Origin of the sequence: Deinococcus fonticola, from assembly GCF_004634215.1 — a bacterium.
Taxonomy (GTDB): domain Bacteria; phylum Deinococcota; class Deinococci; order Deinococcales; family Deinococcaceae; genus Deinococcus; species Deinococcus fonticola.
The window spans coordinates 34,761-55,735 of the sequence record NZ_SMMH01000022.1; the positions used below are offsets into that span (position 1 = coordinate 34,761).

The window sequence follows — 20,975 nt, forward strand, 5'->3', positions numbered from 1 at the left end:
GTCAGGGACTTCCGCCTGAACCGGATTCGTTACACTGCCCCGAGTAACGCAGGCTGTCGGGCCATTGCCTGCTGAACAACGGGCCAGAGTGAAAGGCCCCGCAGGCGAAGGGCAGCAGTCGGAAATCACAAGGAAGGTGAAGAAGTTGAGCGGAACGCTCAGAGCAGCGGCGCAACCGGGCACGGCAGCCCAGACCTGGCTTTCACGCGTGGCCTGGGCCGCGCTGGTTTACAACATTCTGGTGATCCTGTGGGGTGCCGTGGTGCGCATCACCGGGGCGGGCGCGGGCTGCGGAGACCACTGGCCGCTGTGCGACGGGCGTGTGGTGCCGCACAGCTTCACCTTCGAGCGCGTCATCGAGTTCAGCCACCGCCTGACCAGCGGCGCCAGTGGTTTAATCGCTATTGCGCTGGTCGTGCTGGCCTTCCGCGCCACGCCCCGAGGGCACCTGGCCCGCACTGGGGCGCTGTGGACACTGGGCCTGATTCTTCTGGAGGGCCTGGTGGGCGGCGTTCAGGTGCTGCTGGGCCTGACCGCGACCAGCACCGATCCGGCCCGCGGCTTCGTGCAGGGCATTCATATGGCGAACACCTTCGCGCTGCTGGGAGCAGCGCTGCTCACGGCCCTGTGGGCCAGCGGCAACCCGGCCCTGCGCCTGCGCGGTCAGGGGCGTGCCGGCCTGCTCAGTTACCTGGGTCTGGCACTGCTGCTGCTGATGGCCATGGCGGGCGCGGTGACGGCCCTGGGTGACCTGCTGTTCCTGCCCGAGGGCGGCAGCGTGGGCATCAGCACCGTGAAAAAGGATTTCGCGGTGACTGCGAGCATCATCGAGAATCTGCGCGTCGTTCATCCGCTGCTGTCGGTGGTGGGCGCCGTATACCTGGCCTACCTCGCCGCGTGGCTGCGCCGTGAACGGCCCGATGCGCAGGTCACCCGCTGGAGTCGGGCCGTGTGGGCGCTGCTGGCAGTGCAACTCGTGGCCGGCTTCGTGAATGTGGCGCTGCGCGCCCCGGCCTGGATGCAACTCACGCACCTGCTGCTCGCCTGCGTGATGTGGCTGGCGACGGTTATGCTGGTGTACCGCGCCCTGACCACCCTGCGGCTCCGTGAGGTCAGCGCGTGACCAGCCACCCCATGACCCCGCCTGCCACCGATCCCCTGCCTGCCCCGATGCGTGCCACCTGGCGCGATTACCTGGCGCTGACCAAACCCAAGGTCATCAGCCTGCTGCTGTGGACGACCATCACGGCCATGTTCATGGCAGCGCGCGGCTGGCCCGGCCTATGGCCCCTGATCGTGGTCAGCCTCGCCGGGTATATGAGCGCCGGGTCGGCGGGCGTGTTCAACATGATCATCGACCGGGACATCGACCTGAAGATGCAGCGCACCGCCAAGCGGCCCACCAGCAGCGGTCTGATCAGTTCGCGCAACGCTGCCATTTTCGGCACGGCCCTGCAGGTGCTGTCCTTCGCCCTGCTGTGGGTCTTCACCACGCCGCTGGCCGCCTGGATGAGCTTGGCAGGCTTCATTTTCTACGTCGTGATCTACACCATGTGGCTCAAGCGCAGTACCTGGCACAACATCGTCATCGGTGGGGCCGCCGGGTGTTTCCCGCCGCTGGTGGGGTACGCCGCCGTCACCGGGAACCTCGACCTGTTCGCGGGTTACCTGTTCGCCATCATCTTCTTCTGGACGCCCGTTCACTTCTGGGCGCTGGCCCTGATGATCAAGGAGGAGTACCGCGAGGTCGGGATTCCCATGCTGCCTGTCGTGCACGGTGACCGCATGACGGTCGCGCAGATCGGCCTGTATGCCATTTACACGGTGGTGCTGTCGCTGATGCCGGTGTACTTCGGGGCGGTGGGCTGGGTGTACTTCGTGTCCGGGGCGGCTCTGGGCGCGTGGCTGCTGGTGCTGTCGTGGAGGTTGTACCGGCACGTCATGAGCGGCGCAAAGGTCGAGAAGAAAGTCGCTGTGCCGCTGTACCTGTACTCCATGCTGTACCTGGCGCTGCTGTTCGTGGCGGGCGCCGTCGACCGCATGTTGTAAAGAGGCCCGCTGCACTTTGCTGTGGCTCTTTGCCCGTGTGGGACACTTGCCCACCCCCCGGGCTGGTTTCATGGTGCTTATGCCTGACCGCTCGGTAGCGGGAGGCGGGTGGTGTGCGGGAGCAGGGAGAAGGTTCGGAGGCCCCGCACGCCGCGCGTTTCCTGCGGAACATTGTTGCGGGGGACGCTGTTACACTGGGGCGCGAACACCATGAACCACCACCGGGACGAAAGAGGAAAGGAGTGAAGTTGAATACCAACCAAGACACAACACGGGGCGCGGAGCGGCGCAGGGCGGTGACCTGGCGCGTCATCGCGGGCGCGTTTATCGGTGCCCTGCTGCTCTCGGGCTGCGCCAGGGACGGGCAGTTCATCTCCATCGGCGATCAGGCGTCCGGCTACAACCGCGAGATTCTGCAGATGAGCCTGTGGCCACTGGCGCTGTCGATCCTGATTTTTCTGGGCGTCTCGGGCGCGCTGTTCTACACGGTCAACCGTTTCCGGGAAGACCGCCACGACGCCGCGCCGCAGCAGTTTCACGGCAACAACCGCCTGGAAGTGGTGCTGGTGCTGGTTCCCATCGTGATCGTGCTGGGGCTCAGCGTGCTGGCGGTGCGCAGCCTGGTGCGGCTCAACACCGCCTCGGCCCAGGCCCTGAGCGTCGAAGCGGTGGGCCGGCAGTTCTGGTGGCAGTTCAGTTACCCCACCAGCAAGGTGGCAGGCGGCGTGGTGACCAACGGCAACGAGATGGTCATGCCCACCAAGCAGCGCGTCTCGGTGACCACCAGCAGCCTGGACGTGGTTCACGGCTTCTGGGCCCCCAACATCGGCGGTCAGCGCGCCTCCATTCCGGGCAGCAACAAGACCTGGGAAGTCGACACGGATCGCCAGGCGGTCTATCAGGGCAACTGCTCGCAGCTTTGCGGGGCCAGCCACTCCAACATGCGCTACAAGGTCATTGCGCTGGATCAGGATCGCTGGACGGCCTTCATCAATGCCGCCACCGCCTATACCGCCCCTACCCCTGAGCCGGGCAGCGCCGCCGAGCGCGGCTACACCCTCTTCACGCAGGGCAAGGCCAGCACCGGCGCGGTCGCCTGCTCCGCCTGCCACCGCGTTCAGGGAACCTCCGCTGGCGGTCAGAGTGGCCCGGATCTGAGCTTCTTCGGCACGCGCCGCACGCTGGGCGCGGGCATGTGGGAAGCCATGACGCCCCGGCAGTGGGAAGAGACCGAAGTTCAACCCCACAGCCCCTTGAAATTTAGCCCTGCCGCCGCCCTGCACGCCTGGATCAAGCACAGCCCGGTCGTGAAGCCCGGCAGCCTGATGCCCCGCTACGACGGCGGCGAGTACAAAATCAACGGCAAAGTTCAGAAGGGTGGCCTGCTGACCGACGCTGAAATCGACGATATCGCCGCTTACCTCCGCACCCTGAAACTCCCCGAAGAAGCCGATTACTGGCGCGGCATTCCCGTGTCCGGTTCCACCACCGCAGGAGGCAACCCGTGACCGTTCAACATGCCCCCTCACCGCAGCAGGTGCACACCCGGCGCGGAGCCCTGGAGGTCATCAAGGACTACATGATGACCACCGATCACAAGAAGATCGGCCTGCTGTACATCATCGTGTCCCTCATCGCGTTCAGCGTGGGCGGCCTCTTTGCCGTGGGCATCCGCCTGCAACTGATGGTGCCCAACAACACCCTGCTGGTCGGCAACCTCTATAACCAGGTGTTGACCCTGCACGCCGCCATGATGATCTTCTTCTTCCTGATCCCGATAGGCCTGTTCGGGTTCGGGAACTACTTCCTGCCGCTGCAACTCGGCGTTCGCGACGTGGCGCTGCCCAGGCTCAACAACTTCGCGGTCTGGAGCTTCGTGTTCAGCCTGCTGCTGGTTCTCATCGGCCTGGGCATCGGCGGTGCCCCCGGCGTCGGCTGGACGTTCTACTACCCCCTCTCGGTGGACGGCAACCAGACCGGCGTCACGGTCTTCATGGTCGCCATCATCATCAACGGCCTGGGGTCGCTGCTGGGCAGCGCCAACTTCGCCGCCACCATCGTCAACATGCGTGCGCCCGGCATGAGCCTCTGGAAAATGCCGATTTTCGCGTGGAGCATCTTTGCCACCAGCATCCTTCAGCTCATCTCGCTGGGCGGCCTGACCGCCGCGGCCCTCACCACCTACCTGGAATTGAAGCTGGGCGTCAGCATGTTCAACAGCGGCATTCAGGGCGTGCCGGTGCTGTTCCAGCAGTTCTTCTGGTTCTACTCGCACCCCGCCGTGTACGTCATGCTGCTGCCTTACCTGGGCATCGGCGCCGAAATCGCCTCCACCATGTCCCGCAAGCCGCTGTTCGGCTACCGCGTGATGGTGTACTCCATCCTGGCCATCGTGATGGTTTCGCTGGTGGTGTGGCTGCACCACATGTTCGCCGTGGGTGTTCCCGAAGCCTGGCAGATCGCCTTTATGGTCGCCACCCTGATCGTGGCCGTGCCCACTGGCGTGAAGATCTTCAACCTGATCGGCACCATGTGGGGCGGCCGCATCATGATGCGCACCCCCACCTACTGGCTGATCGGCTTCCTGTTCAACTTCCTGATCGGCGGGATCACTGGCGTGTCCCTGGGGATGGTGCCCTTCGACTACCAGGTCACCATGACCTACTACGTGGTCGCGCACTTCCACAACGTGATGATGTTCGGCACGGCCTTCCTGGCCATGGGCGGCATCTACTACTGGTGGCCCAAGATGACTGGGCGGTTCCTGAACGAGAAACTGGGCCTGGTGCACTTCTGGCTCTTCATGATCGGCTCCTGGATGACCTTCCTGCCGCAGTACATCCTGGGCCTGCTGGGCCTGCCGCGGCGCTACTACACCTACCCCGACGGCAACTTCGCCTGGAACGAACTGAACTTCACCTCTACCATTGGCACCCTGATCCTGCTGGGGGGCGGCTTGGTGTTCGTGTGGAACCTGCTCCAGAGCCTCCAGAAACCCATCACCGCCGGCCCCAACCCCTGGGGCGGCTACACCCTGGAGTGGACGAGCAGCAGCCCGCCCGCCGCCTACAACTTCGCGCACGACTTCCCCACCAACTTCCCCACCGAACGCCCCCTGTACGACTGGGAAAAGAGTGGCGAGACCCTCACGCCCGTCGATCCCAAGAGCATTCACCTGCCGCAGGACAGCTGGGGCCCTTTCCTGACTGCCTTCGGCCTGCTGATCATGGGCATCGGCCTGAGCTTCGGGTGGTTCACCAACTGGCAACCCAGCTATGACAAGGTGCAGCCCTTCTTTGCGCTGACGCCCGGCCACAGCACCGTGAACATCGTCGCCAGCGTCCTGCTGTACCTCAGCTTCCCGCTGTTCTTCTACGGCCTCTTCAAGTGGGCCGGCACCCCCGAGTACGACGTGCCCGTCGCCCACCACCACCTCACCAAGTACGACAACGGCTTCATGGGCATGAGTTGGTTCATCATCAGCGAAGTCGGCCTGTTCGCCGTGCTGATCGCCGGCTACGTGTACCTGCGCATCACCGGGCACGCCGAACCGCCCGCGCTGCGCCCCGCCGCCTGGCTGGCCGCGCTGAACACCCTGATCTTGGTCAGCTCCAGCTTCGTGGTTCACAAGGCCGAACACGACCTGCACCACGGCCGCACCAGCTGGGCCCGACTCGGCCTGTTCGTCACCCTGGCGCTCGGCGCCCTCTTCTTCGTGTTCCAGGTGTACGAGTTCAGCCTGTTCGGCGCCGAAAGCGACTGGCGTCAGAACCTGTGGCAGTCCTGCTTCTTCATCATCGTCGGCCTGCACGGCCTGCACATCCTCATCGGCGCGGTCGGCGTGGCCCTCCCGTACTACCAGGCCCTGACTGGCAAGATCGACAAGTACAACCACGGCAGCATTGCCCCCGCCAGCCTGTACTGGCACCTGGTGGACGTGGTGTGGCTGCTGATCGTCGCCATCTTCTACGCCTGGTAAACAGTAGTAGCGGTCAGCACAGGGGAGGCCTCCGGGCCTCCTCTTTCTTGCTGTGGAGGCTACTTGAGCTGCTTGAATAGAACAGCCGGCCACCCCGCCTGCCCAGACCCGAACAATAGGCCATGACCAGCCATGACCTCAGCAGCAGTGAACGGCAATTTAACGCCCAGGCCGACAGGTACGCCAGCAGCGAAGTTCACCGCTTCGGGGCCAGCCTGCCTGTTCTGATCGAGTACGCTGCCCCGACCCGGCAGGATGTGGCGCTGGACGTCGCCACCGGCACCGGCAACACCGCCCTGAGTCTCGCCATGCAGGTCGCCCACGTGACCGGGCTGGACGTGGCCGGAAAAATGCTGGCGCACGCACAGCAGCGTGCCAACGAAGAAGGCAGACTCAATACCCTTTTCGTGCGCGGCAGCGCTGAGGCCATGCCCTTTCCGGAAGAGGCGTTTACGCTGGTCACGGCGCGGCACGCTCCGCATCACTTTCGGGATCTGGCCCGGTTCCTGGCAGAGGCCTTCCGTGTGCTGAAGCCCGGCGGGCGGCTGGTGATCGCCGATCAGATCAGCCCGGCTCCCGACCTCAAACTGTGGATCGACACGTACCAGCAGACCCGTGACCCCAGCCACTTCACCCAGCGCACCGTGGCGGAGTGGCGCGAACTGGCGCAGGCGGCGGGCTTCACCTGGGCAGGAGAGACACTGGTGCCGTACCGCCTGGAGTTTGACTGGTGGGCAGGGCAGGCCGGTTGCACGCCGGACACCGTGCGGCAACTGCGAGAACAGGCGGCGCACCTGACCCCGGCACAGCAGCAGGAAGTCGGCCTGGAAGTCGATGAGCAGGGGCAACTCACCGCACACATCGAGCAGATGATGGTGGCCCGATGGGATAAACGCTGAAGCGGGAACCCTGGCTCACTTCACCTCGTAATGAAGTCAAAGTGATATCACTTTGATAGGAGGAGCGAAGATGAGCAAACTTGAACATACCCCCCAAACCACTGGCCCCCAGGGCGGCGTCTCCAGCCGAAGCGGCATTGCCAGCACCGAACGCCCCGCCTTCGGCCTGCCCGGCATTCCCTTCTTCATCGTGTGCCTCGCCCTGGGTGCCCTGGCCCTCTGGCTGCTCATCGCTGAACAGTTCACCCTGGGCGCCCCCCTTCTGGCCCTCACGCTGTTCCTGGCGGCCGGGTTCTACATCGTGCAACCCAACCAGGCCAAGGTGCTGACCCTTTTCGGACGCTACGTCGGCACCGAACGCCGCAACGGGGTGTACTGGACGAATCCCCTCACCATCCGCAAAAACACCAGCCTGCGCATCCGCAACTTCAACAGCGAACGCCTGAAAGTCAACGACCTGATGGGCAACCCCATCGAAATTGCCGCCGTCATCGTCTGGCGCGTCGTGGACACTGCCCGCGCCGTCTTCGACGTCGAGGATTACGGGCAGTTCGTCGCCATTCAGGCCGAAACTGCCCTGCGGCACCTCGCCAGTCAGTACCCCTACGACAACTTTGCCGAAGAAGGCCTCAGCCTGCGTGGCAATGCCGACGAAATCGCCCAGGCCCTCGGCCAGGAACTCGCGGCCCGCCTCGGTCACGCCGGAGTCGAAGTTCTCGAAGCCCGCCTTTCGCACCTGGCCTACAGCCCCGAAATTGCCGGAGCCATGCTGCAACGCCAGCAGGCCAGTGCCATCATCGCCGCGCGCCAGCAGATCGTCCAGGGAGCCGTCGGCATGGTCGAAATGGCCCTGCGCGAACTGAGCGACCAGAAGATCGTCGAACTCGACGAGGAACGCAAAGCCCAGATGGTGAGTAACCTGCTCGTCGTTCTGACCAGCGAACGCGGTACCCAGCCGGTCGTGAATGCCGGAAGCCTCTACTAGTCATGCCACAATGGGAACCCTCGCATGGCCCCCCGTAAAAACTACCCCCTGCGCCTGAGTCCCGAACTGTACGCCGCCCTCGAACGCTGGGCCGCCGACGAGATGCGCAGCGTGAACGCGCAGATGGAGTTTCTGCTGACGCAGGCAGTACGGAAGGCGGGCAGGTTGAAAGAAAAAGAGGAGAATGAAGCTGAAGAATAGGATTTCAGGTCTGTCGGAAATCCCCCACCCCCAAACCCCCTACCCCGGCTGGGGCAGGGGGCTTTCGCTGCGCTCAGCATGTCGTCGCCGTTTGCGTGGGCTGGCTCTGGGACGCAGCTTAAGGCGGCAGGGCCTTGTGTGCTGAATGTCCGGGTACGGTTCCTATGGCCCGTGCGCTCCGCGCCCGACGGCCTTCAGTCTGATTGATGGACTTCTTTGACTAGTGGGACGATAAAAGACCTGCCCTCTCCTGGGGGAGAGGGTGGAGCCGCGTAGCAGCGGGTGAGGGCTGTTTTACTCGGCTTTGGCTTCTCTGCCCATGAGGGCGGTGACGCCTTGCTGGGGAGTCCATTCGCCGGCGCAGACGTGGGCGACGGCGCGGACGATGGGGAGGTCGTGGCCGTGGGCGGTGGCCCAGTGCTCCAGCAGCCCGGCGGTGCGCAGGCCCTCGATGACTTTGCCGCCCTGCTGGGGATTCTCTGCGCGGGCAATGGCTTCGCCGGCGGCGCGGTTGCGGCTGTGGTGGCTGGTGGCGGTGGCGATCAGGTCACCCAGGCCGCTGAGGCCGTAGATGGTGTCCTCCTGGGCGCCGAGGGCCTGGAGGTAACGGTTCATTTCAATCAGGCCGCGCGTGATCAGGCTGGCTTTGGCATTGTCGCCCAGATTCAGGCCGTCGCACATGCCGGCGGCCAGGGCAATCACGTTTTTCAGGACGCCGCCGAGTTCCGCGCCGACCACGTCGGCACTGGTGTACACGCGCAGGGCGGGAGACATCAGGGCGTCTTGCACGGCTTCCGCCAGGGCCGGGTCGGTGCTGGCCACGACGGTGGCGGCGGGCAGGCCGCGCCCGACTTCCTCGGCGTGGTTGGGGCCACTCAGGACGGCCACGCGCCTGAATCCCATCTGGCCCGCCAGTTCCGTGAGGCGTCCGCCGTCCGGGGCGAGGCCCTTGGCGCACAGCACGAGTCCCAGGTCGCGCGGAAGTTGCTGGAGGAGTTCCGGCACGCCCACGCTGGGCACCACGATCAGGGCGAAGCCGGCATCGGCCACCGCCACTTGCAGGTGAGAAGACACCTGCACGCCCCCTGGCAGCAGGACGCCGGGCAGGTACTCGCGGTTCTCGCGCACCTCGGAGAGGCGGGCGGCAAAGTCGGGGCGTCTGGCCCAAAGGGTCGCGCGTTTGCCGGCGCGGGTGGCGGCGACCGCCAGGGCGGTGCCCCACCCTCCGGCGCCCAGAATGGGGATGTTCACGCCTGTTCCCTCCGGGCAAAGACCCACAGGCGCGGCGTGTCGGGTGTGGGGTCGGCGTAGTCCGGGTACTCCACGATCTCGAAGGTCGAAAAGCCCGCCTGACGCAGCAAGTCCTGAACCTCGGGCGGGTCGTAGCCGCGTTCACGGTGCGTTTCCACAAATTCCTGCATATCCCCCTGCTCCGGCTGAATGCGGCAGAACGCCTGCACCACGCCCACTTCCGCCTGCGGGTCAAAGTGATGCGACCAGTGGTAGTGCACTTCGGCGCCGTCGGCGGCCGTCACCACGCCCTCGATGGCGTCGCCTTCCCACAGTTCACGCACGCCCAGCCGCGTGTTCAGGTCGCAGGCCAGCAGCCCGCCGGGGTTCAGGTGCGCGTGCATCTGCCGGAAGGCCGCGCCCAGATCCTCGCGGCTGAGCAGGTTGTTCAGGCTGTCGAACACGCAGGTGATGAGATCGAACGACCCGTTCAGTGTGAAAGAGCGCAGATCACCCTCTACAAAGGCCACGTCCGGCAGTCGGCGCCGGGCCTCTTTCAACATGTCGGGGCTGCCGTCCAGCCCGGTCACCGTCAGGCCCGCGTGCTGAAGCTCCCGTGTGAATCCGCCTGTCCCGCACGCCAGATCAAGCGCCGATTGCACGTTCACTTCGGCGTCACGGGCGTAGGTCAGCACAAAATCTGCCCAGGCGTCGTACTCGACATCCGCCATGATGGCGTCGTACACGGCGGCCAGAGCGGTAAAAGGAGCGTGCTGCATGGGCGTCACTATAAGTCCTATAAGCCCCGCCCAAGAGGGACTAAAGGCGCCCATCAGCCTGACCGGCATTGTGTGCCCCGCATGAGAGAAGCTGGCCTTGTGAGCAGAAAACAAGGCCAAGTAACGTAAAGGCAACCGCGCCGGAGATTACAGGCTCCCGCGCCAGGAGGAACACCATGAAGAAGATTCTCGCTGTTGCCGCTCTCGGAAGCATTGCCCTCAGCTCGTGCAGCATTTTTGGTACCAAGAGCGCCGCCGTCTCCGGTCAGCTCAAGGGCTTTTCGCCCAACCAGAACCTGCAACTGGCCGTCGTCGGCTACAATCAGGGCAAATACGTCGTGGACGGCAACCAGGCCCAGGTCATCGACAAGTACCTGAGCGGCGGTTACACCCTGACCCTGCCCCGTAACGTTCCCTACGGTACCTACCGCGTGATCGTGTTCCGCGACGCCAACAACAACGGCAGCTACGATCTGGGTGACACCATCCTCAGCAAGGACAACGGCAAACTGCTGGTGTACGTTGCCAAGGACGGCGACGTGTTCGGTGGCACCAAGTACGGCTGGAACGTCTACAACGGCAGCTCTGACATTCAAACCACCATCCTGAACAACTACGACCTCGAAGCTGTGATGCAGTAAGCCCCACCGAATTGCGCGCCCCGGCCTTCACCGGGGGTTTTTTAAGAACCACTCAAAAAGGTTCGGCCAAAAGAAAACTCCCGCCGGAGCGGGAGCGTTCAGTGGTGACCCCAACGGGATTCGAACCCGTATCGCTACCTTGAAAGGGTAGTGTCCTAACCGTTAGACGATGGGGCCACACCACTACAGCTTTTGAAATCACCATTTAAGGGAAGTTTCTTGACTGCCTTTCAAGGGGTGCCGTTTCCGGCACGCACAGAAAGATACAGGGGAAACGGGCATTCGTCAATAGGGCAGCTTCACGATCCTGCTAACGCCACCGGGTAGGTGAGCGTTCCCTCGTAGATGGCGCGGCCCACGATCGCGCCCTCGATGTGTTCCTCGGCCAGCAGGCGCACGTCATCGGTGTTGGCCACGCCGCCGCCCACGATCAAGGTGTTGAGCCAGAGCCCACGCACCTGGCGCATCAGTTCACGGTTCAGGCCCTTCAAGGTGCCGTCCCGCGAGACGTCCGTGAAGATCAGGGTTTCCAGGCCCGCCTCGGCCAGCCCTGGCGTCATCTCAGCCACCTTCAGGCCGCTGCCCCGCGCCCAGCCGTGGGTGGCCACCTCCAGCCCTCCCTCGTCGTTCGGGCGCGCATCCAGGCTGACGATCACGCGCTCCGGGCCGTGAGCGTCGATCAGTTCACGCACCAGTTCCGGGTGCGCAATGGCCGCCGTGCCGATCACCACGCGCTGCACCCCGCTCCTCAGCAGCGCCTCCGCCGCCTCGCGCGAGCGGATGCCGCCCCCCACCTCCACCGGCACCCCCAGCTCCTGAGCGATCAGCTCGATCACCCGGCGATTTTCCCCGCGCCCGGTGGCGGCGTCCAGATCGACCAGATGAACCAGGCCCGCGCCCAGGTTGACCCAGTGGCGCGCTGCCTCCAGCGGCGAATCGAAGTACACCGTTTCGCGTTCGGGGTCGCCCTCGTACAGGCGCACCGCCTGGCCAGCCTGAATATCCACGCACGGAATAATGAGGGGCGTCATTGCGTCAGCATTCATACCGCCAGCATACGGTTCGGCCTGGCACGCCGGGCAAGTTAGACTGAACGGGTTGTGCGAATCGGAATCGTGACTGCCACCTACCTGCCTTCCCGGAACGGCGTCGCCACCAGCACCGCCCTGTTCGCCCAGGGCCTGCGCGAACGCGGACACGACGTGCGCATCTTCGCCCCGCGCCACCCCCAGATGCCCCTGCACGAGCACGGGGTGTACCGCCTGAACGCTTCCTTTGCCGGAGCACGCGCCCTGGGGGCGCCCGCCGACTATCCCATGATGCTGGCCCCCGGCCCCCTGCTGACCAGCAAACTGCCCCTGCGCGACCTCGAAGTCGTCCACACCATGCATCCCTTCCTGGCCGGTCAACTGGCCCTGCGCTGGGCCTGGCACGCCGGTGCGCCGGTCGTTTACACCGCGCACACGCAGTACGAACAGTACCTGCACTACGCCCCCATGCCCAAGCGTGTCAGCCGCGCCGTCGTTCGGCCCCATGTGGCCGCCTTCGCCCGCCGGGTCGGCCGTGTCCTTGCTCCGGGCCGCGCCATGATCGATATGCTCCGTCAGTACGGCTACCAGGGCCAGGTCGACCTGTTCCCCAATCCCGTCAACCTCAGGGCCTTTCAGAAGGCGGACGGACATGACCTCCGCGCCCAGTATCACATCCCCGCAGATGTTCCCCTGGTCATGTCGCTGGGCCGCCTGGCCCCCGAAAAAAACCTGGGTGTCATGCTGCACGCCTTCGAGCAGGCCCGCGCCAGCCGCCCCGAACTGAGGCTGCTCGTCGTCGGGGACGGCCCCAGCCGCGCCGAACTGCAAAACCAGTCGCGCGAAGGCGTCACCTTCACTGGCCCCATCCCTTACGAGCGCGTGCCGCAGGCCCTCGCCGCCGCCGACGTGTTCCTCACCGCCAGCACCAGTGAAGTCCTTCCCATGAGCATGATCGAAGCCCTCGCTGCGCGCACGCCCCTGGTGGCCGCGCAAAGCCCCGCCGCGCTTGACCTGATCGAGGAGGGTGTCAACGGCACGGTTCGCGCCCCCACGCCGGAAGCCCTCGCTGCTGGCCTCCTGCATACGCTCGCGCCCGAGCGCTTACACGTGATGCAAAAGGCGGCCCGTGAAAGTGCCACGCAATATGACCTGCCCACCCGGGCCGCCGCGCTTGAACAGATTTACGAGGAACTGATCGCGGAGAAAAGAAAGAGGAAGTGAGGATGGAGGCCAGAAATTTCGCCACTCCATCGGGGGGTTTATACCTTCATTTCTGCCAGGCGCTTCACGGCTTCGCGTAGTTGTTCGGGCGGTTGCACCAGGGCGAAGCGGACGAAGCCTTCGCCCCTTTCTCCGAAGGCGCGTCCGGGACTGAGAGCGACGCCGGTCTGTTCGGCGGCCCTGACGGCGTAGGCCAGACTGTCAGTGACGTTCGGCACCCGGGCCCAGGCGTACATACTGGCCTGCGGGGGCTGGACTTCCCAGCCAATGCCGTGCAGGGCAGGAATGAGGGCGTCGCGGCGGGCCTGGAACACGCCGGCCCCGGCGCGGCCCACCTCGTCGGGGAGGCCCAGGGCCAGCGCAGCGGCATACTGAATGCCCAGGTAGGGGTGGAAGTCGATGGCGCCTTTTACGCGGGCCAGGGCAGCGATGGCCTGGGCGTCCCCGGCAGCGAAGCCCACCCGGAAGCCGCCCATGTGGTGCGTTTTTGACAGCGAATGGAGTTCGACCACACCCGCCGTACCGGCCTCCAGGGCGGACGGAGCGCGGTAATCCCCAAACGTCAACTCGGCGTAGGGGTGGTCATGGATCAGCAGCGTGCCGCGTTCCCGGCACCACTGTGCGGCCTGCTGAAAAAAGGAAGGGGTGGCCACGGCGGAAGTGGGATTGTTCGGGTAATTCAGGAGCAGCACGCGGGGGTTTGCGTCGTCCGGCACGGCGTTCAGGTCAGGCAGGAAGCCGCGCTCCGGCAGCAGGGGTAAGGTCACGATATTCAGGCCCGCCACGGCCACGGCGCCCAGGTAAGGGGGGTAACACGGATCCGGCAGCAGAATCGAGTCGCCAGGATCGGTGACGGCCAGCAGCAGGTGTGCCAGGCCTTCCTGAGCGCCGATGAGGGGCAGCACTTCGGTGTCGGCGTTCAGGGTCACGCCAAAACGGCGCTTCAGGTAGGCGGCAGCCGCGTCGCGCATTGGTTGCGTATCGCTGAACAGCGGATAGCGGTAGGTGGCAGGGTCGTGCGTCGCCTGGCGCAGCGCTTCCAGCACGGGTTCCGGCGGCTGAAGGTCACTGCTGCCGATGCTCAGGTCGATGATGTCCAGGCCACGCCCGCGCGCCCTTGATTTGGCGGCGTCCATCAACGAGAAGACGCTACCGGGAACAGCCGCTGCACGACGCGAAGACCACATACCGCGAGTGTAGAGCAGATCTCCGCATTCCGTGCTGCGTGGAACACCACTTCGCACCACTCCATTCTTTGTCCTGCTCATCCAAATTCACTCGCTCCCTGCGGGTGGTTTCAGTTCGCTCGACCAAAAAGCACTTCATTCTTTTGTCTCATGCCTGAGCGCAGCTTTCGGGCGGCGTGTCAGTTTTTCTCCTGCGGCCCTTTCATGATGTACCCGCTGCCGATGGGATTTCGCGGCAGGCCTTTCAAGGCCCACTTCAGCCCCAGCGCGGTCAGCACGCCGGTCAGGAACAGCGCCAGCCACGGCAGATCCGGGAAGCCCAGACGTTGCCCCAGGTCGAGCAGGATACCGCCCACCACGTTGCCCACCGCCCCGCCCACGCCCAGACTGATGGAGGAAAAACCGAAGTAGCTGCCCACCAGTTCCGGCGGCGCGAAGCGGGCGGTCAGGGTCTGCTGGGCCGGGAACACCGTCATGGTGCCCAGCGAGTACAGCGCCACGCAGGCCAGCAGGGCCGGGAAGGTCTGCACGAAGGCCATCAGGCCCAGGGCGCTGGCGACCAGCAGCACGCTGCTCATCAGGTTGGCCCGCTTGGAAATCTTTTGATCCAGGTACTGCACCGCCGGGTACTGAAGCAGCACCGCCAGCCCGGCACTCAGGGCATAGATGGGGCCGGTGGCTTTCGCACCGGCCAGGTCAAAGGCTTTCAGGGTAACCAGCACGTTCAGTTGCGTACTCAGAATGAAGTACCCGATCAGCACCAGCGTGAAACGCCGAAACCGCACGTCAGCGGCGGCGACCTTCAGGCCGTCGAATTGCCCGCCGCCCGTGGGCTGCGGTTTCACATGCGGCAGCGTAAAACCCATGACCAGTGCCGCCAGCAGATACACCACCCCGGCGGCCATGGCCGCTGTTCTGAAGCCCAGGCCCATCAAAGCCGCGCCGATCAGCGGGCCGGTCACCATGCCCAGGTTTCCGAAGATGCTCATGAGGCTGAACATGCGCGTGCGGTCTTCCGGGCGGGTCACCGCGGTCAGGGCGGCATTCTTGGGCGCGTCGAACAACCCGCCCCCCACCCCGGCCACCAGCGAGGCCAGCAGCAGCACCGGCAGGGTGGTGGCAAAGCCCATCCACACGAAGCCCGCCATGCGCAGCAGGCACCCGGCCAGGATCAGCGGTTTCGGCCCACTTCTGTCCGACCACGCCCCGCCGAACACGGTCAGGCCCTGCTGCGTCAGCTGGCGCAGGCCCAGCACCAGCCCGATACTGGCCGCCGCCCACTTCAAGTCCCCCACGAAGTGCACGGTCACCAGTGGAATCACGGCAAAAAACCCGCCCCACATCAGGAAGTTGGCGAACATCAGGCCCAGTTGCGCCGCAGAAGGTCGGAAAGAAACGGGCGGCGCGGTCTGAACAGTCACAACCCCGAGGGTACTCCTGTGGCTGCGCCAGGGACGGTAAGCCAAATGACGGAGAACAAAACCGGCTCCGCCCGCGAAGCCCTACCCTGAACGGTACGCATGACCACCACCGACCATCTCCAACGTATGCCAGACTCCGTAATGTTCCGTTTCCAGCGTGGCGACGAAAAAGGCGAAAGCCGGGGTTTTCCAGCGTGTCCTTGCCAGACATTCGGACGTGCCCGGGACAGGGCAGCGGGCGCGAACATGCAACGGGGCAGGTCGGCATGAGTGCCCTGACGGAACTCTCTCCTGGCGTTCACTTTTTTCCCAGCGCCGTGAACAGTGTTGTGGTCGAGGACGGTCGCGGCGGCGCTCTGCTGGTCGATACCGGCCTGGACGACTCGCATGGCCGGAAACTGCTCCGGGCCTTAGCAGAGGCGGGGTTAATCCCCACGGCCATCCTGAACACCCACAGTCACGCGGATCACCACGGCGGAAATACCTTCATCCTGAAGAAATTTCCACACCTGCCTGTCTATGCGCCGCCGCTGGAGGCCGCCATCATCCAGCACCCCGTGCTGAAACCACTGTCGCTTTACGGCGCCTCCCCGCTCCCTGACCTGCGCACCAAGTTCCTACTCGCCCCGGCCAGCCCCGCGCAACCCCTTCAGAGTGGCCCTCAAAGTGTCGGTGGGGCAGGGGTGGAACTGATCGAGATTCCCGGCCACGCCCTGCAGATGTACGCTGTGCGCGTCCGGGACGTGCTGTACGCCGCCGATGGACTTTTCGGCAAGGACGCGCTGGCAAAACACCCGCTCACCTTCTGCGCCGATTCCGCCGCACAGAAGGTCAGCGCCCGCAGGCTGGGCGAGTTGAACGGGGTTCGCGTCGTGTTGCCCGGCCACGGGGAACCTACCCCGAACCTCGCGGAACTGGCGGCCCTGAACCTGGCCGCTTATGAGCGCACCACGCAGGCAGTGCTGGCCGCCGTGCAAAATGGCGAGGCCAGCATCGACGATTTGCTGGCCCGCGTGTGCAGTGCGCTGGGGGCCGAAATGACTCATGCCGGGGCGATCGTCCTGAACCGCGCCGTGGTCAGCGCCCATCTCACGGAACTGGTGCAGGGCGGGCAAGTCCGGGCCTTTGTCGCCGGCAACCGGTTGCTGTTCGCGCCGGAATCGTGAAGAAAGACGGTATTGGGCATCGTCCAGCCGCGGCGTAGCGTGAAGCCATGACGAAAAAAACCAGCAAAGACAGCCCCAAAGCCGGAGCCAAGAAAACGGCCAGCCGCAAAGACAGCAAAGACAGCGTCCCCGCAGGGAAGCCGGGTGTACGCGCCAGCGGTGAAGCGCACGCCGACGCCGCGCACCTGCGCACCACCAACAATGCCCTGGTGGATCACGCCTACCTGACCGAACAGGAATTCGGCGTGGTGGCCGAGACGCTGCAACGCAACCTGGCGACCACCATCTCCCTGTACCTGAAATTCAAGAAGTACCACTGGGACATCCGGGGCCGTTTCTTCCGCGACCTGCACCCCGCCTATGACGAGTTCATCGACATGATCTTCCCCAGTATCGACGAGCAGGCCGAGCGTCTGGTGGCGCTGGGGGGCAGCCCCGCCGCCGCGCCCGCCGATCTGGAACGCTACAGCGTGGTCAGAGTTCCGCAGGAAACCGTCCGGGACGCCCGCACCCAGGTGGCTGACCTGGTGCAGGACCTGTCGCGCGTCGGCAAAGGCTACCGCGACGACAGCCAGACCGTCGAGGAAGCCAACGACATGGCCACCACCGACATGTACAACCAGTACGCCCTGACCATCGACAAGATCCGCTGGATGCTGCAGGCCATGATGGACGACGAACAGATGAACTGAAGAAGATCCTGGGCTTGAAAAGCCCGGCGCAAAAGGGCAGAGAGGAGAGGGGCAACCCCCTCATTCTCTGCCCTTGTGTTATTTTTCTTTCGTGGAGCGGATTCTTGTGAGTGCCTGCCTGCTGGGCGAGCGCGTGCGTTACGACGGGCGGGCGGCCGCGTGGGAACCGCCGGCCCTCTGGCTCAAGTGGCAGAGGCAGGGGCGGCTTCTACCGTTCTGCGCGGAGTGCGCGGCGGGTTTTGCGGTGCCTCGGCCCAAGGCCGAACGCCTGGGTAAGCAGGTCGTGGAGCAAACCGGGGCGGATGTGACCGCCGACTTCAGGCGCGGGGCAGAACTGACCCTGGCCTTCGCCCACCGGCATAGCATTCGCCTGGCCGTCCTCAAGGAGAAAAGCCCGTCGTGCGGCGTGAACATCATTTACGACGGTTTCTTCAGTGGGCGGCAGATCACGGGTGAGGGCGTCGTGGCGGCGCTGCTTCGTCAGCACGGCATTCAGGTGTTCAGTGAACACGAGCTGGAGCGGGTTCAGCCGTGGCTTGAAGTTCAGTGAGGGGTGGCTTTCTCCACTCACGTTGCCCCTACACTGCGCTCTCGTCTGCTGTCTTGAAGAAAAGCGACCTCCGGCCCTGGCCTGATGGCGGATGCGCCGCGCGGCGTGGCCTGTCAAAGTGAACAGGGATGACGTACCGCGAATTCCTGCCTGACTCCCGCTTGCGGGCGCTGGTGCGGGTGTACTGGCAGATAGAGGAACACCACGACCTGGCCACCCAGGAACATATGTTAGGGTACTTCGTGCTGCACGAAAGCCGCCAGCAGCGTGCCGGCCGCTTCGACAGCGCGCACCTGAACCCCTTTGCTCAACTGAGCGGCGCCCTCGCGTACCCGGAGGTAAGGCGGCTGGTCACGGTCAACGTGCTGTTCATCCTGCCGTTCAGCCTCATGGGGGTGGGCTTGCCGCTGCTGCGCGACTCGCTGGGCTGGGGGCCGGGCGAGACCAGCACCGTGTACATGGTCGTGGGCGTGTGCGACATCCTGGCGCAGGGTTTCCTGCTGCCGCACCTGATCAGGTGGCTGGGCGAGAGAGGCGTGGCGCAACTGGGCCTCGGCATGGGGATCGTGGGGCTGATCAGCTACGTCTTGCTGCCCTTTTACCCGCTGGTTCCCCTGATCTACGCCAGTGTACTGCTGTTCGTCACCGGGGAAGGGATTTTTACCGCCACACAGGGCGCCCTGCTCTCGCTGGCCGCGCCCGCCGACCAGCAGGGCCGCGTGCAGGGCGGCGCACAGGCCTTCAGTGCCCTTTCGCAGGTGATCGGGCCGCTTCCGGCGGTCAACTTTCGGCCCCAGCCTCACCTTCGGAACGGGCGCGGCGCTGGTACTGGTCGCGCTGGGCGTCCTGACCGGAAAGGGTACGGCAGGGGCGCGGGAAGCGGTGGGTGAATCATAGAAAGTGAATCGTGGAAAAAGCGTGGAGAGATGGGATTTCTTGCTCCTCCCTCCACGCCTTACTCTTCTGGCTCGGCCCATTCCTCCAGCAAATACTGGAGCCTCGTCTGGGCGTTTTCCTGGCTGCCGTACACGCTGCGAATCAGTTCCCCGCCGGGTGCGAAGGCCAGCCAGTGCGGCGTGCCTTCGGTGGCCCAGGCACGGGCAAAAGAACCGTCCAGGTCGAGGGCCACCGGGAACGGTAACCTGGCGAAGTCACGCGCGAACTTCAGCAGCGTGGGTTCCACCTCATCGCGTTGAAAGAACTTATGGCCGTAACTGGTGTGAACCGCCAGCAGATGAACCCGTTCACCAAACTCCGCGTGCAGGCGCTTCAAAAAGGGAATGCCGCGCGATACGCAGCCCGGACATTCCAGGTTGAAGGTCATCACCAACCCCGGTCTTTGCCATTCGGCAGGCGGCGGCAGGGGAGAGCCATGCACGAAATCGGACAGGGCGGGCCAGTTCATGCTCCGCAGTATTGCCATTTTGCCCTTATTAAAGGCCAAAAAATCGAGAGGCAACCTTCACCTCCCGACTCTTTCCCTGCCGGCTTTTGGCGCTGTGCGTTCAGGTCAGGCCCAGTTTCCGCGCTTCGTACCACAGGAATTCGCGGGCGTTGGGGTGCGCGGCGTGCTCGATCAGCATGGCGGCCTGGCGTTTCTCGTCGTACCCGAGAATTTCGGCGGTGCCCTGCTCGGTGATCACGGCGGTCGGCTGGAAGCTGGTGGTGGGTTCGCGCAGGATGGGCACGATGGTGCTGACCTGCGCCTTGGGGTGCCAGCTTCTGAGGGCCATGATGGCCTGACCGCCGGGCGCGTGCAGTGCGCCCACGATGAAGTCGGTCTGACCGCCGAACCCGCTGAAGATGCGGGCGTTGATGCGGCTGGCGTTCGCCTGCGCGAACAGGTCGACTTGCAGGGCGGTGTTCACGCTGGTCATGCCGGGCTGTTTGCTGATCTCGGTGGGGGCGTTGGTCGTCTCGGTGCGCAGCATCCTGATCTGGTCGTTGCCGTCCATCCAGCGGTACAGTTCCTCGCTGCCGAACGCGAACGACGAGATGATTTTCCTGTCCGGGTCGAGGGCGCCGGCGTGCAGCAGGCTCAGCACGCCGTCGCTGAACATTTCGCTCCATACCCCCAGGTTCTTCAGGCCCGTCAGGCCTTGCAGCACGGCGTCCGGCACCTCACCGATGCCCAGCTGCATGGTCGCGCCGTTCTGCACGCGGCTGGAGACGCGCTCCCCGATTTTCATGGCGGACTGGGCCGCGTCCGGGGCCTGGCCGGTGCGGGCAGGTGGGGTAGGCAATGGTTCATCTACTTCCAGTATGGCGTCGAAGATGTCTGTGTCGTACTCGCCGTCCCCGAAGGTGTAGGGCATCTGCCTGTTCATCTGCGCGATGATCAGGCCCCCACCCTTGCGGCACGCTTCGATGGCGGCGGGCAGGATGTTCACCTCGACGCCCAGCGAGACTTTGCCGTTGCGGGGCGTGGACGTGTGAATCAGCAGCACTTCGGGCTTGCGGGTGGTGCCGAACAGGATGGGCACCATGCTCAGGCGGGCCGGAATGTAAACCAGCCTGGCACTGCCGCGCATGCCCGCCCCCACGAACGACGTTTCGTACGTCACGCCGTCGCGCCGGGGAAGGCCCTGGGGGGCGTTCAGGCCACTCAGGCGGTAAGTGGGCAGGGTTTCGTCGAGCAGGTGCAGCAGCCGCCACGGCACGGCCTGGTTGCCACTCATGATGACGCGGGCGTCGTCCGGCAGGCGTCGGCTTTCCAGCAGCGCCTTGATCTGCGATTCGGACATGGTATTCAGCGCTTTCTGAGCTTTCATTTGCCTTTATTGTGCACCTGAGGGTCAGGGGGGTGTCCTGTCAGGCGGATCATGGGTGAACCAAACATAGCCAAAGGAAAGTGCTGTCAGGCGGGGCAAAAAAGGCCTGTGCTGAACGGGAGCCAACCCGGCTGCTCGCGCGTCCCTCCTGGCCCCTGACAACAAGAAGCCCG

General features: G+C 64.7%; 20 protein-coding genes and 1 tRNA gene. 13 read left to right on the plus strand and 8 right to left on the minus strand.

Annotation, left to right across the window (positions count from 1 at the left end; all coding sequences use genetic code 11):
- Positions 1 to 145: 145 nt before the first annotated feature.
- The 7 genes from E5Z01_RS13070 to E5Z01_RS13100 all read left to right on the plus strand — a co-directional run bounded on the left by E5Z01_RS13070 (position 146) and on the right by E5Z01_RS13100 (position 8,113).
- Positions 146 to 1,123: a COX15/CtaA family protein gene (locus E5Z01_RS13070; RefSeq protein WP_240738414.1), complete on the plus strand. Its 978-nt coding sequence runs from the start codon at positions 146 to 148 to the stop codon at positions 1,121 to 1,123.
- An 11-nt stretch (positions 1,124 to 1,134) separates the two neighbouring features.
- Positions 1,135 to 2,049: a heme o synthase gene (locus E5Z01_RS13075; RefSeq protein ID WP_135229794.1), complete on the plus strand. Its 915-nt coding sequence runs from the start codon at positions 1,135 to 1,137 to the stop codon at positions 2,047 to 2,049.
- 248 nt (positions 2,050 to 2,297) lie between these two features.
- The gene (gene coxB / locus E5Z01_RS13080) at positions 2,298 to 3,557 is read left to right on the plus strand and encodes a cytochrome c oxidase subunit II (RefSeq protein ID WP_135229769.1); all 1,260 of its coding nucleotides are present in this window, start codon (positions 2,298 to 2,300) and stop codon (positions 3,555 to 3,557) included.
- Entirely contained in the window at positions 3,554 to 6,028 is a 2,475-nt protein-coding gene (locus E5Z01_RS13085; protein WP_135229770.1) for a cbb3-type cytochrome c oxidase subunit I, read from the plus strand. The genes coxB and E5Z01_RS13085 overlap by 4 nt, the downstream gene beginning before the upstream one ends.
- A 122-nt stretch (positions 6,029 to 6,150) precedes the next feature.
- Positions 6,151 to 6,927, plus strand: coding sequence for a class I SAM-dependent methyltransferase (locus E5Z01_RS13090; protein WP_135229771.1), 777 nt, complete (start codon positions 6,151 to 6,153; stop codon positions 6,925 to 6,927).
- Between the two features lie 70 nt (positions 6,928 to 6,997).
- The gene (locus E5Z01_RS13095; protein WP_135229772.1) at positions 6,998 to 7,912 is read left to right on the plus strand and encodes an SPFH domain-containing protein; all 915 of its coding nucleotides are present in this window, start codon (positions 6,998 to 7,000) and stop codon (positions 7,910 to 7,912) included.
- A 24-nt stretch (positions 7,913 to 7,936) separates the two neighbouring features.
- Complete coding sequence (locus E5Z01_RS13100) at positions 7,937 to 8,113, plus strand: type II toxin-antitoxin system antitoxin (protein WP_135229773.1); 177 nt, start codon at positions 7,937 to 7,939, stop codon at positions 8,111 to 8,113.
- Between the two features lie 294 nt (positions 8,114 to 8,407).
- On the opposite strand, the gene E5Z01_RS13105 is transcribed toward E5Z01_RS13100, so the two are convergent.
- Both E5Z01_RS13105 and E5Z01_RS13110 read right to left on the minus strand, forming a co-directional pair.
- On the minus strand, positions 8,408 to 9,364 hold the full coding sequence (locus E5Z01_RS13105) for an NAD(P)H-dependent glycerol-3-phosphate dehydrogenase (protein WP_135229774.1): 957 nt from the start codon (positions 9,362 to 9,364) through the stop codon (positions 8,408 to 8,410).
- Positions 9,361 to 10,122, minus strand: a complete 762-nt coding sequence (locus E5Z01_RS13110) for a class I SAM-dependent DNA methyltransferase (protein ID WP_135229775.1) — start codon at positions 10,120 to 10,122, stop codon at positions 9,361 to 9,363. Before E5Z01_RS13110 ends, E5Z01_RS13105 begins: the two co-directional genes overlap by 4 nt.
- 176 nt (positions 10,123 to 10,298) lie before the next feature.
- On the opposite strand from E5Z01_RS13110, the gene E5Z01_RS13115 reads away from it, so the two are divergent.
- Positions 10,299 to 10,763 carry a hypothetical protein gene (locus E5Z01_RS13115; protein ID WP_135229776.1) on the plus strand — a complete coding sequence of 155 codons (465 nt, stop codon included), beginning with the start codon at positions 10,299 to 10,301 and terminating at the stop codon, positions 10,761 to 10,763.
- Positions 10,764 to 10,865: 102 nt separating this feature from the next.
- On the opposite strand, the gene E5Z01_RS13120 is transcribed toward E5Z01_RS13115, so the two are convergent.
- Positions 10,866 to 10,940 (minus strand) — tRNA-Glu (locus E5Z01_RS13120).
- A gap of 122 nt (positions 10,941 to 11,062) precedes the next feature.
- Entirely contained in the window at positions 11,063 to 11,809 is a 747-nt protein-coding gene (hisA, locus tag E5Z01_RS13125) for a 1-(5-phosphoribosyl)-5-[(5-phosphoribosylamino)methylideneamino]imidazole-4-carboxamide isomerase (protein ID WP_240738415.1), read from the minus strand.
- Between the two features lie 54 nt (positions 11,810 to 11,863).
- Here hisA and E5Z01_RS13130 point away from each other — a divergent pair, with 54 nt between their 5' ends.
- A complete protein-coding gene (locus E5Z01_RS13130) occupies positions 11,864 to 13,015 on the plus strand; it encodes a glycosyltransferase family 4 protein (RefSeq protein ID WP_135229777.1) in 1,152 nt (383 codons plus the stop codon).
- A 38-nt stretch (positions 13,016 to 13,053) separates the two neighbouring features.
- Here E5Z01_RS13130 and E5Z01_RS13135 read toward each other — a convergent pair whose 3' ends face one another.
- Together E5Z01_RS13135 and E5Z01_RS13140 are read right to left on the minus strand one after the other, a co-directional pair.
- Complete coding sequence (locus E5Z01_RS13135; protein ID WP_135229778.1) at positions 13,054 to 14,202, minus strand: aminotransferase class I/II-fold pyridoxal phosphate-dependent enzyme; 1,149 nt, start codon at positions 14,200 to 14,202, stop codon at positions 13,054 to 13,056.
- Positions 14,203 to 14,381: 179 nt separating this feature from the next.
- Positions 14,382 to 15,623 carry an MFS transporter gene (locus E5Z01_RS13140; RefSeq protein WP_338069154.1) on the minus strand — a complete coding sequence of 414 codons (1,242 nt, stop codon included), beginning with the start codon at positions 15,621 to 15,623 and terminating at the stop codon, positions 14,382 to 14,384.
- A 266-nt stretch (positions 15,624 to 15,889) separates the two neighbouring features.
- Here E5Z01_RS13140 and E5Z01_RS13145 point away from each other — a divergent pair, with 266 nt between their 5' ends.
- From E5Z01_RS13145 to E5Z01_RS13160, 4 genes are all read left to right on the plus strand, one after another.
- Entirely contained in the window at positions 15,890 to 16,789 is a 900-nt protein-coding gene (locus tag E5Z01_RS13145; protein WP_135229779.1) for an MBL fold metallo-hydrolase, read from the plus strand.
- A 47-nt stretch (positions 16,790 to 16,836) separates the two neighbouring features.
- A complete protein-coding gene (locus tag E5Z01_RS13150) occupies positions 16,837 to 17,481 on the plus strand; it encodes a Dps family protein (RefSeq protein WP_135229780.1) in 645 nt (214 codons plus the stop codon).
- 91 nt (positions 17,482 to 17,572) lie between these two features.
- Positions 17,573 to 18,031, plus strand: coding sequence for a 2-thiouracil desulfurase family protein (locus E5Z01_RS13155; RefSeq protein WP_135229781.1), 459 nt, complete (start codon positions 17,573 to 17,575; stop codon positions 18,029 to 18,031).
- A 128-nt stretch (positions 18,032 to 18,159) separates the two neighbouring features.
- The gene (locus E5Z01_RS13160; RefSeq protein ID WP_240738417.1) at positions 18,160 to 18,921 is read left to right on the plus strand and encodes an MFS transporter; all 762 of its coding nucleotides are present in this window, start codon (positions 18,160 to 18,162) and stop codon (positions 18,919 to 18,921) included.
- Between the two features lie 65 nt (positions 18,922 to 18,986).
- Here the strand turns inward: E5Z01_RS13160 and E5Z01_RS13165 are convergent, their stop codons facing one another.
- Entirely contained in the window at positions 18,987 to 19,436 is a 450-nt protein-coding gene (locus tag E5Z01_RS13165; protein ID WP_135229782.1) for a TlpA family protein disulfide reductase, read from the minus strand.
- A gap of 100 nt (positions 19,437 to 19,536) precedes the next feature.
- On the minus strand, positions 19,537 to 20,802 hold the full coding sequence (locus E5Z01_RS13170; protein WP_205750490.1) for an acetyl-CoA hydrolase/transferase family protein: 1,266 nt from the start codon (positions 20,800 to 20,802) through the stop codon (positions 19,537 to 19,539).
- Positions 20,803 to 20,975: the final 173 nt, after the last annotated feature.